The sequence below is a fragment of the Mesorhizobium ciceri WSM4083 genome, from assembly GCF_000519305.1.
Lineage (GTDB): Bacteria > Pseudomonadota > Alphaproteobacteria > Rhizobiales > Rhizobiaceae > Mesorhizobium > Mesorhizobium ciceri_B.
Genome location: NZ_KI912610.1, coordinates 204,160 through 218,460 on the forward strand (window position 1 = coordinate 204,160; position 14,301 = coordinate 218,460).

Below are 14,301 nucleotides of genomic sequence, written 5' to 3' on the forward strand. Positions count from 1 at the left end.
CGCCATCATTTTTTCTGGCGCCTCCGGTTGCCGGCAGCTTCCGGTGTCCGGCTGATAGCAGATCAGACTGGTTTCCAGTCAAAGGTCAGTTCTTCGCGGAAAGCAAAGCGCTTGATGTGATCGGCGACAACGCTTTCCAGGCGCTCGATCGACCCTGCTTCGTCAGTCGACACCGTGATATGCAGCGTCGCCGCATCGGCATCCATGACGGTACGGCCCATCGAAAGATCGATGGTGCCATGGGTGGGATCGAACTCGACCGGGAATTTGTGTGCCCAGTGCTTGCACAGCTGCTGCAGGTAGCGGCTGGCATGTTCGGTGGTAACGTCGGCATGGCTGGTCGGCATGAACTCTCCTGGGCAAGCGCCTGTTTAGCCGGACAGGTAGGCACCGTTCCGGAAAAACCAAACGGTGCCAGGCATGTCAGTCGAGCATTATCTGCTCAAGATAGCGTGATTGCTTACCAGCTTCCGGTGTTCGCCATCGAAGCCCAGGGCTCCGCCTTGGCCTTGGCCGGGCCTTTCTGCAGAAGCTCGATCGAGATGCCGTCCGGCGACTTGACGAAAGCCATGTTGCCGTCGCGCGGCGGCCGGTTGATGATGACGCCATTGTCCATCAGATGCTGGCAGGTGGCGTAGATGTCGTCGACCTCATAAGCGAGGTGGCCGAAATTGCGCCCGCCCTTGTAGTCCTCCGGATCCCAATTGTAGGTCAGTTCGACCAGCGGTGCCTTGTCGGCGATGCCGCTTTGCTCGTCTTCGGAGGCCGCGAGGAAGATCAGCGTGAAGCGGCCTTGCTCGTTTTCGTAGCGGCGCACTTCCTTGAGGCCGAGCTTGTTGCAGTAGAAGTCGAGCGAGGCATCGACGTCGGCGACGCGGATCATGGTGTGCAGATAGCGCATGTGATTTCCTCGTAATTGCGTTGCGGCGCAACATAGGGTCGGCCTTGCCAAAGGGCAATCGTGCGGCGGTGCGCAATGCCGGCAAAGAACAAATCCGGTATTGCTCCAATGAACCGTGAAAAAAGGCACGGCAGGTCTTGCACACACGGGAAGCCGCGGTGTTAATCTGTTAGCAAGAATCAGTTGCGGTGTTCTTGAAAAAAGGGGGCATTCTTATGGGGGAAAAGGCCTCTTTGACGGGGCGGGACGGACCCCTCGGCGACGCCTTGCAGCGTGACGAAGGCGGCGATGCCGCGGACTTGCTCGAAATAGCCGGCGCCATCAAGTGGTTCGACGTGGCCAAGGGCTATGGTTTCATTTTGCCGGATGACGGCATCTCCGGCGATATCCTCCTCCATGTGACATGTCTTCGAAGGGACGGCTTCCAGACGGCCCTGGAGGGCGCACGTGTGGTTTGCCTCGTCAAACATGGCGACCGCGGATTGCAGGCCTTCCGGGTGCTCTCCATGGACGTCACCACCGCGGTCCACCCGGCCGAGATGCAGGAGCAGCGCACCCATGTCGCGGTGACGCCGGAGAGCGGTCTCGAACGCGCCCTGGTGAAATGGTTCAACCGCACCAAGGGGTTTGGTTTTCTCACCCGTGGCGAGGGCACCGAGGACATCTTCGTCCATATGGAGACCTTGCGCCGTTACGGTATCACCGAGCTTCGGCCCGGACAGGTCGTGCTGGTTCGTTTCGGGCGCGGCGACAAAGGCCTTATGGCCGCCGAAATTCACCCCGATATGGGGACCTTGCCGGTCTCGCACTAGGGCGTTTCCGGCCGAGGATTTCGAATGGCTTACAGGAACTGGCTGACCGCGGGCGCGATGTGCGCGATTGCCGTCATGGCCGCCGCCGGTGGTTACTTCTATTCCGAAAAGCCGACCTCGGCGGACAGCCAGGCGATGATCCTTCCGGCCGATCCGACGCCACTGGTCGTGGTGACGAAAGGCGGTGATCGCTCTTTTTCCATCGAAGTCGCCGACACCGCCGCCGAGCGCGAGGCCGGCTTGATGTACCGCCAGGACATGGCGGACAACCACGGCATGCTGTTCGTCTTCGAGGTCCAGCAGCAGGTCGGCTTCTGGATGCATAACACGCCAATGCCGCTTGATCTGATTTTCGTCGGCCAGGACGGCAAGATCCGGGCGGTCAAGCACGGCGAGCCGCAATCGGACGCCGTCATTTCGCCCGGTGTACCGGTGCGCTTCGTGCTCGAGCTCAAGGCCGGCACTGCCGCCAGGAACGGCATCGAGTATGGCGACCTTTTGCGCCATCCGGCCGTGGGCACGGTATCCGGCCCCGGCATGCCACCAGCCGACAACGGCGATTCGCCAAATGGCGGTGGCGGTTGAGCACACAGGCGGGATCGCAGATGCAGTCTTTCACCCATGACGGCTTCGAGCTTGCCTTCCTCGACCGCCAGCCGGCATCGGGCGAGGGCGATCCGGTGCTGATGATCCATGGCTTCGCCTCGAGCCATTATGTCAACTGGGTATCGCCCGGCTGGTTCAAGACGCTGAACGATGCCGGCTACCGCGCCATCGCCTTCGACAATCGCGGCCACGGCTCGTCGTCGAAGAGCTATGAGGAGGCCGACTACACGCCGGTCAAGATGGCTTCCGATGCCGCTGCCTTGCTCGGCCATCTAGGCATCGAGCGCGCCCATGTCATGGGCTATTCGATGGGCGCCCGCATCGCGGCGTTCATGGCGCTGTCCGATCCGGACAAGGTGGCGACGCTGGTCTTCGGCGGTCTCGGTATCGGCATGATCGATGGTGTCGGCGATTGGGATCCCATCGCAGCCGCTCTGCTTGCCGATGATCCGGCCGCGACCAGCCATCCGCGCGGCCGGTCGTTTCGCGCCTTCGCCGACCAGACCCGCAGCGATCGCCGCGCCTTGGCCGCTTGCATCGCCAAATCGCGCGAATTGCTGAGCGAGCAGGATATCGCCCGCATCGCCCAGCCGACGCTGGTCGCCGTCGGAACGACCGACGACATTGGTGGCTCGCCCGATGAGCTTGCAGCGTTAATGCCGCACGCCAGCGCCTTTCACATCGAGGGCCGTGACCATATGCTGGCCGTCGGGGACAAGACCTTCAAGCAGCGCGTGCTGGAGTTCTATGCCGAAAATCCGCTCTGAGCGGACGGCGAGGGGAGCGGGCAACAGTGGCACAATGGGGACGAAGCACGACTGCCGTACCGGGCGCGGTCGCGCAAGGCGGACTCGGCAAACGTTCGGTGATATTTGCATTGTCGGCGTTTGCGGCAGGGGCACTTGCCATAACCATCCTGGTGGCGATGCCGAGCGACGCCTCGACACTTGCGCAGAACATCGCCACCGGTTTCTTCATGGCGGTGTTTCTGCTCGCCGCTCCGCTGGCGCACATCGCCGGCGCGGTTTTCGGCGTGATGGCGCTGGTGCGTTCGAACGACAGCCGCGCGCTTGGCGTTCTGGGGATCATCCTCAACGGGCTGTCGGTAATGGCGGGCCTAGCCATTCTGGCGATGCTGGCATCGACAATAGGGGCGTTCACGTGATTTCTCGCGATCCCGGCTTGCCGCGGTTCGCGATGGTCCTGGTTTGAGCATTGCCTGGCGGCGACGCGTCAGGCGGCCTTGACGCTTGCGCTCAGTCTGGCGCTCTCGCTGCTTGAACCGACTTCGCCATGACGCACAGCAGCTCGAACATCATCGTCGCGCCGGCGAGCGCCGTCATTCCACCCAGGTCGAAAGGCGGCGCCACCTCCACGACGTCGGCACCGACAATGGTCAATCCGTCGAGCAGGCGGACCATTTCCTGGGCCTCCCGGGTGGTGAAGCCGCCAAGTTCAGGCGTTCCGGTCCCAGGCGCCATCGACGGGTCGATGCAGTCTATATCGAAGGTGACATAAACAGGATTGTTTCCGGCGATGCCGCGCGCCTCTTCCATGACGCTGGCCGCGCCGCGCCTGACGAACTCCTCCATGTAGATGATGCGGATGCCCTGGGCGATCGCCCAGTCATGTTCGCCGGGTTCATAGATCGAGCCGCGGATGCCGATCTGGACGACGCGCTTGGGATCGAGCAGTCCCTCTTCGATGGCGCGGCGGAAGGGCGTGCCATGCGTATAGGGATTGTCGCCGAAATAACGGTCATTGGTGTCGGAATGCGCGTCGAAATGGATCATGCCGACGGGCGCCTTGCAGGCCACGGCGCGCAGCACCGGTAACGTCGTCAGATGATCGCCGCCCGCTGCAAGCGGAATGGCGCCCAATGCCACGATCGCCGCGATGCCGTCCTCGATGCGCTTCAGCCCGTCCAGCAGGTTGATCGGATTGACCGAAAGATCGCCGACATCGGCGACATTGGCGATGCTGAACGGCTCGGTCCCCGAGACGTGATGGGCGCGCCGCATCAGGCTCGACTGGTTGCGGATCTCGCGCGGGCCATGCCGCGCACCGGCTCGATTGGTGGTGCCGCCGTCCCACGGTATGCCGACGAGAGCGATGTCGAGCCCGTCCGCGCTTGCCACGGCCGGCAGTCTCATGAAGGTCGAAAGTCCGGCGAAGCGAGGCACGGCGGAGGCGTCGATCGGCTGGAAGAAATTGCTGCTCATGGTGTCGGCACCTCAGAAGAATTCGCGTTTGACAATTTCCGCAATGCGGGTCTCGCAGTCGTCGAGCAACCATCGGCCCTTTTCGGCCGATGAGCCCTCGGTCAGCGACAGCACGCCGGATGGCGGCACTTCCTCGGCGGGCTTGGGATAGCGGTCATATGGCCTGAACTGCGCGGGGCCGTCATGCAGCGCCTTGCCGAGGTCGACGAGCTCGGGACGCAGCGCCAGCATCATCGAGGTTTCGATGACGCTCGCATGTTCCAGCTCGATGCCGGGATAACCGTCGGGGAACACTTTCGCCAGCGTCTCTGTGCGCACCATTTCCCAATGATCGATGCGCAGGATCGTCAGATCCGCCGCACGCTCGCGGCCGATGGCGTCGAGCGCCAGTTCGATGCCTTCGATCGACGGGCCGATGTTCTCGTAGTGGCCGTTGAGGACAACGATGCGCCGGACCTTCTGGCGATAGAGATCGCAGATCACATCCTTGACCAGCAGCGAAAACGTATGCGCCGTGATGTTGATCGTGCCGGGGAAGGCCGGACCGCCGCCTGTTCTCGGCTGCGAGCGGTTGCCGTAAGCGATGGTTGGAACGACGAGGCCGCCGACCTGCTTCGCCACCGTCTCGGCGATGGCGGTGGGAAGCACGACATCGACATTCATCGCCATGTGGTGGCCATGCTGCTCGGTCGAGCCGAGCGGCAGGAAGATAGGAGCGCCGGCGGCGATCCTTTTCTCGGCTTCGGGCCATGGCAGTTCAGCGAGGAAAACTCGGTCTTTCATGATCATCCCATTTCAAAGCATCGCCGCGCCACCATTGGCGCCCAGGCATTGTCCGGTGAAGAAGGTGGCGCCGGGGCCGGCGAGGAAAACCACCGCGGACGCGATCTCATCCGGACGGCCGATCCGCCCCAGCGGGTGTGTCGTCTCAAGCGCGCGCTGGCTCTCGCTCAGCGCCTCGAAACCGAGAAGCGGCGTGTCTGTCGGCCCCGGCGCCACGGCGTTGACCAGGATGCGAGGGGCAAGCTCTCGCGCCCAGGAGCGGGTCAGGCCGAGCAATGCCGCCTTGGTCGCGCAATAGACCGATGCGTTCGACCGGCCGAGATAGGCGAGCTCGGAGGCGATGTTGACGATGCGGCCGCCATCGGGAAGGTGCGGCAGGACTTCCCGCGCCACGATTATGGCGCCGCGCACATTGACGGCGAACATGCGATCGACATGGTCGAGCGAAATCGCCTCAAGCGGTGCTTCCTGGAGGATGCCGGCATTGTTGACCAGGATGTCGTAGCCGCCGATCCGTTGCGCGCCTTGCCTGACCGCGGCAATGATGTCGGCCTCATTGGCAAGGTCGCAGGCAAGGATCGGGATATCGCCGTCCGATGCCTTGAGATCGAACCCGAGAACAATGGCTCCGGCGTCCCGCAAGGCGAGCGCGGTCGCGCGGCCGATGCCGCTGGCCGCACCGGTGACCAGCGCGCGTTTTCCGTGCAGTGGCGTTACCAAGGCACTTCTCCCCTATCGACGCCGAGCGACTGCCCGGTGATGTTGGCCGCGAGATCCGACGCCAGGAACAGATAGGTGCCGGCCATGTCGGCCGGCTCCATCAGGCCAGGCAGGGCCTGCGCGCCGACGATGTCTTCAAGCAACGCTGCTTCGCTGACCGCGCCTTGTTCGGCCATGCGGCCAAGCGAGCGCATCGATGCCTCCGTGCGGACCCATCCGGGACAGACTGCATTGACGCGGATGCCTCTCGATCCAAGTTCCTTGGCCCAGGTTTTCGTCAGGCCGATGATGGCGTGCTTGGAGGCGACATAGGCGCCGAACCGCGCTTCGGCGACGCGGCCCCAGATCGATGCGGTGTTGATGATCGAAGCGCCGGCCTGCATGCGCGGCAAGGCGCGCGCGGTGACCAGCGCCGTGCCGATGATGTTGATCTCGATGATGCGCCGGAAGGCGGCTTCGGCCTCGTCGCTGCTGTCAGTGATCGGCGTCATCAGCTCGAGGCCGGCATTGTTGATGAGCACGTCGATCCGGGAGATCGGTTCGAGTGCCGCCCCGACCGCCTCGCGGTCGGCGATGTCGGCCTCCGTGCCGGTGGCGCCCAAGTCATGGGCCCGTTCATGCACGGCCGCGTCGTTGGCAATAAGGTGCAGGCTGGCGCCGGCCTGGGCGAAGCCCTTGGCGATGCCGAGCCCGATGCCGCGGCTGGCCCCGGTGATCACGACGGTCTTTCCGCAAAAGGAGAGGCTCATACGGCCACTCCCGTTTCGTTGCGGATCAGATGCAGGACCTTGTTGCGCAGCTCGAAGAATTTCTGGGTTTCCCGGATCTCCAGCGGCCGGTCCGGACCAAGCTCTGCCGCAACATCGATATCGGCGACGATCGAAGCCGGACGGCGCGAGAACAGGATGATCCGGTCGGCGAGGAACACCGCCTCTTCCACGTCGTGGGTGACGAAGATGATGGTCTTTTCCTCGCGGATCTGGATCTGCCGCAGCTCGACCTGAAGCCGCTCGCGCGTCAGCGCGTCGAGGGCGCCGAAGGGCTCGTCCATCAACAGCACGTCCGAGCCCGCGGCGAGCGTGCGGGCTATGGCCACGCGCTGGCGCATGCCTCCAGAGATACGGTTTGGATAGGAGTCGGCAAAGTCGGCGAGCCCGAACAGCTTGAGATAGTGGCTGATACGCTCGGCTCTTTCGGTGGCGCCGAGGTCCTTCCTGTAGCGCATGCCGAAAGCGATGTTGTTTTTGACCGTCAGCCAGGGAAACGACGAATAGGACTGGAACACCATGCCGCGCCGACGGTCCGGCCTGACGACCTTTTCCCCGCCAAGCAGGATCGAGCCCGAACTCGGTTCGTCGAGGCCGCCGACCATGCGCATCAGGGTGGTCTTGCCGCAGCCCGACGGGCCGAGGAAGACGACCAGCGAATTGCGGTCGAGGCCAAGGCTGGTCTTTCGCACCACATCGACGGGGCCGAAGGACTTGGCCGTGCCGACGAATTGAACATATCCGGTCATGTCATGCTCCTCACAGATACCGGAACAGCCGGCGGTGAAGCAGGCGCAAAAGCTGGTCGGTGACAAGGCCGATCAGGCCGATGACGACGACGCCGGCCATGACCTCCGGTGTCTTGACGAAGCGCCGGGCCGTCCAGATCACATAGCCGATGCCGGAATCGGCGGCGACGATCTCGGCGATGATCAGATAGGTCCAGCACCAGCCAAGCGTGATGCGCAGATTGTCGAGCAGCGTCGGCCCCATCCAGCGCAGGGCGACGTCGATCATGACCTGCCTCGAATTGGCGCCGACGGTGCGGGCGACCTCGACGAACTCCTGCGGCACGCGCCGCATGTCGTCGGCGACAAGCAGAACGAGCTGGAAGAACGTGCCCAGCCAGAGCAGGAAGATCTTGGTCTCCTCGCCGACGCCGAACCAGATAATGGACAGCGGCACCAGTGCGGGGACCGGCAGATAGCGGATGAAATCGATCATCGGCTCGAGGGCGGCGCCGACGATCCGGTAGCTGCTCATCATGATGCCGATCGGGACCGCCATGACGGCGGCAAGCAGGAACGCGATCCAGACACGGGTGGTCGAGACCGCGACGTGCCAGAGCAGGTTCTGCTCGGTCAGCATCGTCCACAGCGCGATGACGACGCGGCTCGGCGACGGCAGGAACTGCGGCGCAATGATGCCCGCGCGCGCCGCCAGCTCCCACAGGGCAACGACGAGCACAGCCGCGGCGACACTGACGGCAAACTCCAGCATCGGCGATGCGCGACCGCGGAAGACAAACAGGCTGCTGAACAAATCACTATCCCCGGATGATCGAAAGAACGGCCGTCACCGGCGCGAGCCGGAATAACCCTGCCGACAGCCGCCAAGAGGCTGCCGGCCCGGCCGTGCGAACCGCTATTTCGCCGGAATCTTGTTGATCGCCGAATTGTCGATCTGGTCGGCCGCCACCAGCCTGTTGTCGGCGGCACCGTTCTCCAGGTTAAGATCCATCACCGTGTCGAATATCCCGTGCAGCGTGCCTTTTTCTCCCGGCTTGCCCATATAGGCCAGGGATTCTGCAAGCGTCGTGTAGGACAGGCTGGAGTTGACGATGTCGGTCACTTCGGCAGGCGTCAGGCCGAAATGCTTGGACGCCATGTCGGCGAATTTTTCCGGCTCGGCCTTGATGAAGTCGACCGCCTCGTAGATGCAGCCGAGGAATTTTGCGTATTTGTCGGGGCTCGCCTTGAAGTCGTCGTTGCGGGCGATGATCGCGTCGATGATGATGCCGCGATGATCCTTGGACGAGATCAGCATGCGGGCACCGGTGCGGGTCGAGGCCTTCAGCGCCTGCGACATGAACGGTTCGTAGGTCGCGATCGCGGCGATCGATTCATCGACGAAAACCGCGCCCGTATCGGCTGTCGCGATGTCCTTGATCTGAAGATCCTTCAGCGACAGGCCGGCCTGCTTCAGCTCCATCTGCAGCAGCAGGCGCGAAGGAATGTTGGGCTCGGCCGCGACGACCTTGCCCTTGAGATCGGCAACCGACTTGATCTTGTCATCCGTGATGACGCCGTCGCCGCCGACGGATTCGTCGATCGTGCCGATGATGATGCCGGGCGTCGAAGCATCGCGCGGGCGGCCCTGATATTCGCCGACCGAGCGCATCTGCATCTCGATGTCGCCGCGCGCCATCGCCGCCATGACGTTGGTCAGGTCGTCCTCGAACTTGATGCTGACGTCGAGGCCCTTGGCGGTGAAGCAGCCAAGGTCGCTGGCGATATGGACAGGCGCAAATCCCAGCCATGTCGGCGCCAGGATGCGGATCTGGTCGGCGCTGAGGGCGAGCTGCGAACTGGCGAGCAGCAGGGCTGCGGACAAGGCGGTGCCGAGTAACGGTTTCATGATTGTTCCCCAATTTTGTTCCGTACAGGCTCGCGATTTCTGACATTGATGTAAATGAGTTTATTTAGAACGATACATCGAATAATATCGATGTATCGTTCTGGGCATCATGGGGGACTGGGCATGCGCCGGCTGGACAACATCGACATCCGCCTGCTGCGGGTTTTCGTGGCGCTGGCCGATTCAGGCGGGTTCGCCGCCGCCCAAATCACGCTCAACCTGTCGCAGCCGACGCTGAGCACGCATCTGGCGGAACTGGAGAAACGCATCGGTGCGCAGCTCTGCCATCGCGGGCGCAAGCAATTCCGCCTGACCGAGGTTGGACAGGCAACCTACGATGCGGCGCAGAAGCTGTTCCGCGACCTTGACGATTTCGGACATCGCATCAATGCAGCCAGCGGCAGCCTGTCGGGCCGCTTGCGGGTCGGCACGTCGGATGGGGTCTTCACCAGTGGCGAACTGGGTATCCAGCACGCCCTCAGCCGCTTCATGGGCCCGGATTCCGACGTCTTCATCGACCTTTCGGTGGGCACGCCGTCCGAACTCGAGCAACAAGTCGCCGATGGCGGCCGCGACGTTGTCATCGGGCCGCTGTCGCAGAAAGCGCCTGGGGTCGTCTATCGCGACTATTGCGGCGAACCGCATCTTCTCTATTGCGGCCGTCGGCACCCGCTCTTTGCGATGCCCGATTCAAGGATCGACCAAGGCGCCGTCGACGCTGCGCGGTTCTCGGTGCGCAGCTATCGCCATTTCGACGACCTCTACCTTGTCGGCCATCCCAGGGCGAGTGCATCGGTCGTTCACATGGAGGCGCAGTTGATGCTGATCCTGTCGGGCAATTTCATCGGCTTTCTGCCGTGCCATTTTGCCGATCCCTGGGTCGCGGCCGGAGACATGCGGGCCATCAAGCCAAGGGCCTATTCGTTCAGTTCCATACACCGCGTCGCCTATCGCAAGACCGACGCGCAGCGCTCGCTTGTTCAGGCGTTTCTCGGTGCATTGTTCGATGCAACGCCCGTGGCCGGATAGGGCGATATGCAAGCGCGCCCCGGCGACGATCACAAAGGGGTTTGCAGGGCCTGCAATGACCGCGTCATGTTTTCCCTGGCCTGCGGTTCGCAGCGCTGGCGAAACTCTTGCGTGTGGAAGATGTGCGGGCGGGCGAGGAAGTTCTTCAAGACCGCACTGCGTCCGGCTCGCCACATCGGCTCCTCCACCCAGTGATACTCGCGCCGCACGGCGCGCTCATAGGCGGCGAAGTCGTCCGGCGCGGCTCCCAGGATCGACAGGTCCATATCCAGAAAAAGACTTGCGTCCCGTGTGGCGGTCGCGTCGTCGAACGGTGGCACCTGGTGCGTGGCGGTGGCGACGATCATTGCCGAGATGCGGCCAAGACGTGAAGGATCCGCGCGGCCCGCCAGCTTTTTTTCGGCAAGGGCAGCACTTTGCGCCTCATTGTCCTTGGCCTTGCTGTCATAGATGGCATCATGGAACCAGATCGCCGCTTCGATCGCCTCGGGGTCGCCGAGCAATCCTCGATAGTCGCCAGCGAGTGCCAGCATCGCCTCGATATGGGCAAGGTTGTGGTAGTGGCGGCCCTGTGCCCGGTAGAGCGCTGAGAGCTCGCTTTTCAGCGCGTCGTCGATCAAGGGTTCGTTTTCCATGGCTGCTTGAATTCCCGCGAACCAAATCCATTTGACAAAGCACTAAGGAAAATTGAGTTCAATCGTGCTATCATCTGGCTTATATGTGCGGCCAGGCAACAGGCAAGCACAACAGGCAAGCCAGGCAGGACGCAGGACGAGACGGCGATGAACAGCATCAGCATTTCCCGACACAGCGCATTGAAGCCGGTCGATCCGATCTGGCGTTCGATCCGCGACGAGGCCATGGAGGCTGTCAACCGCGATCCGCTGCTCGCTGCATTCCTCTATTCGACCATCCTCAACCAGGACAGCCTGGAAGAAGCAGTCATTCATCGGCTGGCCGAGCGGCTGGCGCACCAGGACATCGGCTCCGATCTCATCCGCCAGACGTTCAAGTCCATGCTGGCAGACGACAAGGAGTGGCCGACGACGGTGCGTGTCGACATCCAGGCCTATTACGATCGCGATCCGGCCTGCGACCGCTTCATCATGCCTGTGCTCTATTTCAAGGGCTTCCACGCCATCCAGACCCATCGGCTGGCGCATTGGCTGTGGAACCAGGGGCGCAAGGATTTCGCGCTCTATCTGCAGAGCCGCTCGTCCTCGGTCTTCCAGACCGACATCAACCCGGCCGCCCGCATCGGCAAGGGTATCTTCATCGACCACGCCACCGGCCTCGTGGTCGGCGAGACCGCGGTCATCGAGGACGATGTGTCGATCCTGCATGGCGTGACGCTGGGCGGCACCGGCAAGGCCGGCGGCGACCGCCACCCCAAGATCCGCTACGGCGTGCTGATCGGTGCCGGCGCCAAGATCCTCGGTAACATCGAAATCGGCCATTGCTCGAAGATAGCGGCCGGCTCGGTGGTGCTGTCGCCAGTGCCGCACAACAAGACGGTTGCCGGCGTGCCGGCCCGTGTCGTCGGTGAGACCGGCTGTGATCAGCCGTCGCGCCAGATGGACCAGCTTCTGCCGTCGCAGACGATGGATCAGGTCGTCAGTTTCGACATCTGATTTTCACGGCGCCGTCGTCTGCTGCCGGATTCCGGCCGCGGGCAGGAGCGGGCGGTTGTCTCGCCTTATCAGGCCGCTTGCCTTTACATCGCCATTGTCGACGTGCCAGAAGCGCGTTCGAACGAGCAAGCCCGATGATCGGAGAAGACTGTTGAAGCCGGACGAAATCAGAAAGCTGGACGCCTATTTCAAGCGCGTCTTCCAGAACCCCAAGCTCGAGGTCAAGGCGCGGCCGCGCAAGGACGATTCGGCCGAGGTCTATGTCGGCGACGAATTCCTCGGCATCGTCTTCAAGGACGAGGACGACGGCGACTACAATTTTTCGATGGCGATTCTCGACATCGATCTGGCCTGAGCCAGCAAATCTTGCGGTCGGTCGGCTCCATGCGGCCGGCCAGCCGGTTCCCTTGAAGCGTTCTTAGCGTCCCGCCTTCAGAACGCGCCCGGCTTCAGTGACGATTGCCGCGTCGAGCGCCTGCCAATCGCCCAAAAGCTCCCTTGGGAAGCGATAGGTGAGGCTGAGTTCGTCGCCGACCTGAATGTCGCGCTCGCAAGGCGCCAGCGATTGCTCGGCACTCGGCCCGCTCAGGCAACGGGCCACGAACGGCTCCTTGCCGGGGCGATTGCCGACAACCAGCACCTCGTTCAGATAGCCTGATTTCTCGTTGAAACCATAGATCATCGTGCCGCCAGGCCCGGCAATGCCGGGTCGGGTGATCAACGCGCTGTAGATCGGCGTGAAGCGGCCACTCATGTCACGCGACATCATCTGCTGTTCGAAGGACAGGAAGACGATGTTCTTGACTGTGCCCGTGTGGTTGAAATCGTCACGCGCGGCCTCGCTGTAGCCGTCCATCTGGGGATAGCGCAAATAGAGGTCGAGCCGCGAGGCGATGCCGTCGCGCCGGGCCTGGGCGAAACGGATGGCGTTGGCCGGGACAGCGATGACATTGTTGCCGATCACCACCTGGTGGACCGTTGCGTCGTCGGTGTATCCGGCCATGGCGATCGAGTGGCCGAACCATTTGCCGCCAAGGCTGATCGCCACCGACAACAGGGCGAGCGCCGCGAACCCGTAGAGCACCCGCTTCATCAGCGTGGAATCGACCACGGTAAGTTCGTTGGCGAGCGCTGCCTGCTTCATCTCAGTCCTCGGATCCCGGGCGGCCCGTCCGCCTCCAGTGTCCCTGGGCGGCACACATCGCACGGCACGGCTCTTGCAGCCTGCATGGAACGACTGTGCAATTTCATGGTAAATGGAAAGTTAAGATGGGACCACTGGAACTCACACTCTTTGCTTTTGTCGTCGGGTTGACGGCCTGCGGGCTGGCCGGATCGGCCATGGAACTGGCGTCGGGCCGCAAGGTCGCCTTCACCGAACCCTATGTGTCGCCGTCACATGTCTTGCGCTCGCTCCTCGCCACGGCCTGTGCCGGACCCTTCATGCTGGTCAACGATGCCATCGATGCCCGGCGTCAGCGCCGCATTTCAAGGTTGGCGCTGATGTCCTGCGGCTGCACGGCAATTGCGTGGACCTTGGCGCTTGGCGTCGTCGTGCTTGCCATTGCCTCGTGGACGGTCCGTCTCCTAGGGTCCGAGCTGCCCGCTTGAGACGATTCGGAGACCAGAAATGCCGCTTTATGCGATCGATGGAACAGAGCCCAGCTTCGCCGATGCGGACTCGAACTGGATCGCACCCGATGCGACGCTGATCGGCGACGTCAGGGTCGGACGCAATGCCGGCTTCTGGTTCGGCGCCGTCATCCGTGGCGACAATGAGCCCATCGTCATCGGCGCCGACACCAACGTGCAGGAACATACGGTCATGCACACCGATCCCGGTTTCCCGCTGACGATCGGGGAAGGCTGCACGATCGGCCACCGCGCCTTGCTGCATGGCTGCACGATCGGCGACAACAGCCTGATCGGCATGGGTGCCATCGTGCTGAACGGCGCGAAAATCGGCAGGAATTGCCTGGTCGGCGCCGGTGCGCTGGTCACCGAAGGCAAGGAATTCCCGGACAATTCGCTGATCGTCGGTTCGCCCGCCAAGGCGATCAGGGAGCTGGACGACGCGGCCGTGGCCAGGTTGCGCGGCTCGGCGGCGCACTATGTCGCCAACGGCAAGCGCTTCAAGGCGGGGTTGAAGAAGGTCTGAGGCCAGCCCGGCATTTGCTGGCGGTGGTTTCGTAG

At 63.0% G+C, this 14,301-nt stretch carries 20 protein-coding genes; 9 read left to right on the forward strand and 11 right to left on the reverse strand.

Annotated elements, in window-relative coordinates:
- Positions 1-62 precede the first annotated feature (62 nt).
- Together MESCI2_RS0126895 and gloA are read right to left on the reverse strand one after the other, a co-directional pair.
- Entirely contained in the window at positions 63-347 is a 285-nt protein-coding gene (locus tag MESCI2_RS0126895; RefSeq protein WP_027039176.1) for a DUF2218 domain-containing protein, read from the reverse strand.
- 113 nt (positions 348-460) lie between these two features.
- Entirely contained in the window at positions 461-901 is a 441-nt protein-coding gene (gloA, locus tag MESCI2_RS0126900; protein WP_027039177.1) for a lactoylglutathione lyase, read from the reverse strand.
- Positions 902-1,116: 215 nt separating this feature from the next.
- Here gloA and MESCI2_RS0126905 point away from each other — a divergent pair, with 215 nt between their 5' ends.
- From MESCI2_RS0126905 to MESCI2_RS0126920, 4 genes are all read left to right on the forward strand, one after another.
- Positions 1,117-1,713, forward strand: coding sequence for a cold-shock protein (locus tag MESCI2_RS0126905; protein ID WP_032901396.1), 597 nt, complete (start codon positions 1,117-1,119; stop codon positions 1,711-1,713).
- A gap of 24 nt (positions 1,714-1,737) precedes the next feature.
- Positions 1,738-2,298, forward strand: a complete 561-nt coding sequence (locus MESCI2_RS0126910; RefSeq protein WP_027039179.1) for a DUF192 domain-containing protein — start codon at positions 1,738-1,740, stop codon at positions 2,296-2,298.
- Between the two features lie 20 nt (positions 2,299-2,318).
- Entirely contained in the window at positions 2,319-3,086 is a 768-nt protein-coding gene (locus MESCI2_RS0126915; RefSeq protein ID WP_027039180.1) for an alpha/beta fold hydrolase, read from the forward strand.
- Between the two features lie 98 nt (positions 3,087-3,184).
- Positions 3,185-3,484, forward strand: a complete 300-nt coding sequence (locus tag MESCI2_RS0126920) for a hypothetical protein (RefSeq protein ID WP_155936696.1) — start codon at positions 3,185-3,187, stop codon at positions 3,482-3,484.
- 91 nt (positions 3,485-3,575) lie between these two features.
- Here MESCI2_RS0126920 and speB read toward each other — a convergent pair whose 3' ends face one another.
- The 7 genes from speB to MESCI2_RS0126955 form a co-directional block, all read right to left on the reverse strand.
- On the reverse strand, positions 3,576-4,541 hold the full coding sequence (gene speB / locus MESCI2_RS0126925) for an agmatinase (RefSeq protein ID WP_027039182.1): 966 nt from the start codon (positions 4,539-4,541) through the stop codon (positions 3,576-3,578).
- 12 nt (positions 4,542-4,553) lie between these two features.
- Positions 4,554-5,324 (reverse strand): creatininase, encoded by a 771-nt coding sequence (locus MESCI2_RS0126930; protein ID WP_027039183.1) that lies wholly within the window; start codon positions 5,322-5,324, stop codon positions 4,554-4,556.
- 12 nt (positions 5,325-5,336) lie between these two features.
- Positions 5,337-6,044: an SDR family NAD(P)-dependent oxidoreductase gene (locus MESCI2_RS0126935; RefSeq protein WP_027039184.1), complete on the reverse strand. Its 708-nt coding sequence runs from the start codon at positions 6,042-6,044 to the stop codon at positions 5,337-5,339.
- Positions 6,038-6,793 carry an SDR family NAD(P)-dependent oxidoreductase gene (locus MESCI2_RS0126940; protein ID WP_027039185.1) on the reverse strand — a complete coding sequence of 252 codons (756 nt, stop codon included), beginning with the start codon at positions 6,791-6,793 and terminating at the stop codon, positions 6,038-6,040. The genes MESCI2_RS0126935 and MESCI2_RS0126940 overlap by 7 nt, the downstream gene beginning before the upstream one ends.
- On the reverse strand, positions 6,790-7,560 hold the full coding sequence (locus MESCI2_RS0126945) for an ABC transporter ATP-binding protein (protein ID WP_027039186.1): 771 nt from the start codon (positions 7,558-7,560) through the stop codon (positions 6,790-6,792). The genes MESCI2_RS0126940 and MESCI2_RS0126945 overlap by 4 nt, the downstream gene beginning before the upstream one ends.
- A gap of 10 nt (positions 7,561-7,570) precedes the next feature.
- Positions 7,571-8,353: an ABC transporter permease gene (locus MESCI2_RS0126950; RefSeq protein ID WP_027039187.1), complete on the reverse strand. Its 783-nt coding sequence runs from the start codon at positions 8,351-8,353 to the stop codon at positions 7,571-7,573.
- A 102-nt stretch (positions 8,354-8,455) separates the two neighbouring features.
- Entirely contained in the window at positions 8,456-9,448 is a 993-nt protein-coding gene (locus MESCI2_RS0126955; RefSeq protein ID WP_027039188.1) for an ABC transporter substrate-binding protein, read from the reverse strand.
- A gap of 123 nt (positions 9,449-9,571) precedes the next feature.
- On the opposite strand from MESCI2_RS0126955, the gene MESCI2_RS01000000135790 reads away from it, so the two are divergent.
- Entirely contained in the window at positions 9,572-10,477 is a 906-nt protein-coding gene (locus tag MESCI2_RS01000000135790) for a LysR family transcriptional regulator (protein WP_050596708.1), read from the forward strand.
- A gap of 29 nt (positions 10,478-10,506) precedes the next feature.
- Here the strand turns inward: MESCI2_RS01000000135790 and MESCI2_RS0126965 are convergent, their stop codons facing one another.
- Complete coding sequence (locus MESCI2_RS0126965) at positions 10,507-11,112, reverse strand: HD domain-containing protein (RefSeq protein ID WP_027039189.1); 606 nt, start codon at positions 11,110-11,112, stop codon at positions 10,507-10,509.
- A gap of 147 nt (positions 11,113-11,259) precedes the next feature.
- Between MESCI2_RS0126965 and cysE the strand changes: the two genes are divergently transcribed.
- Positions 11,260-12,108, forward strand: coding sequence for a serine O-acetyltransferase (gene cysE / locus MESCI2_RS0126970; RefSeq protein ID WP_013531333.1), 849 nt, complete (start codon positions 11,260-11,262; stop codon positions 12,106-12,108).
- Positions 12,109-12,259: 151 nt separating this feature from the next.
- Positions 12,260-12,463, forward strand: a complete 204-nt coding sequence (locus MESCI2_RS0126975; RefSeq protein WP_013531334.1) for a DUF3126 family protein — start codon at positions 12,260-12,262, stop codon at positions 12,461-12,463.
- Between the two features lie 63 nt (positions 12,464-12,526).
- On the opposite strand, the gene MESCI2_RS0126980 is transcribed toward MESCI2_RS0126975, so the two are convergent.
- Complete coding sequence (locus tag MESCI2_RS0126980; RefSeq protein WP_027039190.1) at positions 12,527-13,252, reverse strand: hypothetical protein; 726 nt, start codon at positions 13,250-13,252, stop codon at positions 12,527-12,529.
- A 125-nt stretch (positions 13,253-13,377) separates the two neighbouring features.
- On the opposite strand from MESCI2_RS0126980, the gene MESCI2_RS0126985 reads away from it, so the two are divergent.
- Together MESCI2_RS0126985 and MESCI2_RS0126990 are read left to right on the forward strand one after the other, a co-directional pair.
- Positions 13,378-13,719: a DUF6949 family protein gene (locus tag MESCI2_RS0126985; RefSeq protein WP_032901397.1), complete on the forward strand. Its 342-nt coding sequence runs from the start codon at positions 13,378-13,380 to the stop codon at positions 13,717-13,719.
- A 19-nt stretch (positions 13,720-13,738) separates the two neighbouring features.
- Positions 13,739-14,266 carry a gamma carbonic anhydrase family protein gene (locus tag MESCI2_RS0126990; RefSeq protein ID WP_027039192.1) on the forward strand — a complete coding sequence of 176 codons (528 nt, stop codon included), beginning with the start codon at positions 13,739-13,741 and terminating at the stop codon, positions 14,264-14,266.
- Positions 14,267-14,301 lie beyond the last annotated feature (35 nt).

Coding starts and splice junctions, on each gene's coding strand:
- MESCI2_RS0126895 (WP_027039176.1), bottom strand. CDS start 347: ATGCCGACCAGCCATGCCGACGTTACCACCGAACATGCCAGCCGCTAC.
- gloA (WP_027039177.1), bottom strand. CDS start 901: ATGCGCTATCTGCACACCATGATCCGCGTCGCCGACGTCGATGCCTCG.
- MESCI2_RS0126905 (WP_032901396.1), top strand. CDS start 1,117: ATGGGGGAAAAGGCCTCTTTGACGGGGCGGGACGGACCCCTCGGCGAC.
- MESCI2_RS0126910 (WP_027039179.1), top strand. CDS start 1,738: ATGGCTTACAGGAACTGGCTGACCGCGGGCGCGATGTGCGCGATTGCC.
- MESCI2_RS0126915 (WP_027039180.1), top strand. CDS start 2,319: ATGCAGTCTTTCACCCATGACGGCTTCGAGCTTGCCTTCCTCGACCGC.
- speB (WP_027039182.1), bottom strand. CDS start 4,541: ATGAGCAGCAATTTCTTCCAGCCGATCGACGCCTCCGCCGTGCCTCGC.
- MESCI2_RS0126930 (WP_027039183.1), bottom strand. CDS start 5,324: ATGAAAGACCGAGTTTTCCTCGCTGAACTGCCATGGCCCGAAGCCGAG.
- MESCI2_RS0126940 (WP_027039185.1), bottom strand. CDS start 6,793: ATGAGCCTCTCCTTTTGCGGAAAGACCGTCGTGATCACCGGGGCCAGC.
- MESCI2_RS0126945 (WP_027039186.1), bottom strand. CDS start 7,560: ATGACCGGATATGTTCAATTCGTCGGCACGGCCAAGTCCTTCGGCCCC.
- MESCI2_RS0126955 (WP_027039188.1), bottom strand. CDS start 9,448: ATGAAACCGTTACTCGGCACCGCCTTGTCCGCAGCCCTGCTGCTCGCC.
- MESCI2_RS01000000135790 (WP_050596708.1), top strand. CDS start 9,572: ATGCGCCGGCTGGACAACATCGACATCCGCCTGCTGCGGGTTTTCGTG.
- MESCI2_RS0126965 (WP_027039189.1), bottom strand. CDS start 11,112: ATGGAAAACGAACCCTTGATCGACGACGCGCTGAAAAGCGAGCTCTCA.
- cysE (WP_013531333.1), top strand. CDS start 11,260: ATGAACAGCATCAGCATTTCCCGACACAGCGCATTGAAGCCGGTCGAT.
- MESCI2_RS0126980 (WP_027039190.1), bottom strand. CDS start 13,252: ATGAAGCAGGCAGCGCTCGCCAACGAACTTACCGTGGTCGATTCCACG.
- MESCI2_RS0126985 (WP_032901397.1), top strand. CDS start 13,378: ATGGGACCACTGGAACTCACACTCTTTGCTTTTGTCGTCGGGTTGACG.
- MESCI2_RS0126990 (WP_027039192.1), top strand. CDS start 13,739: ATGCCGCTTTATGCGATCGATGGAACAGAGCCCAGCTTCGCCGATGCG.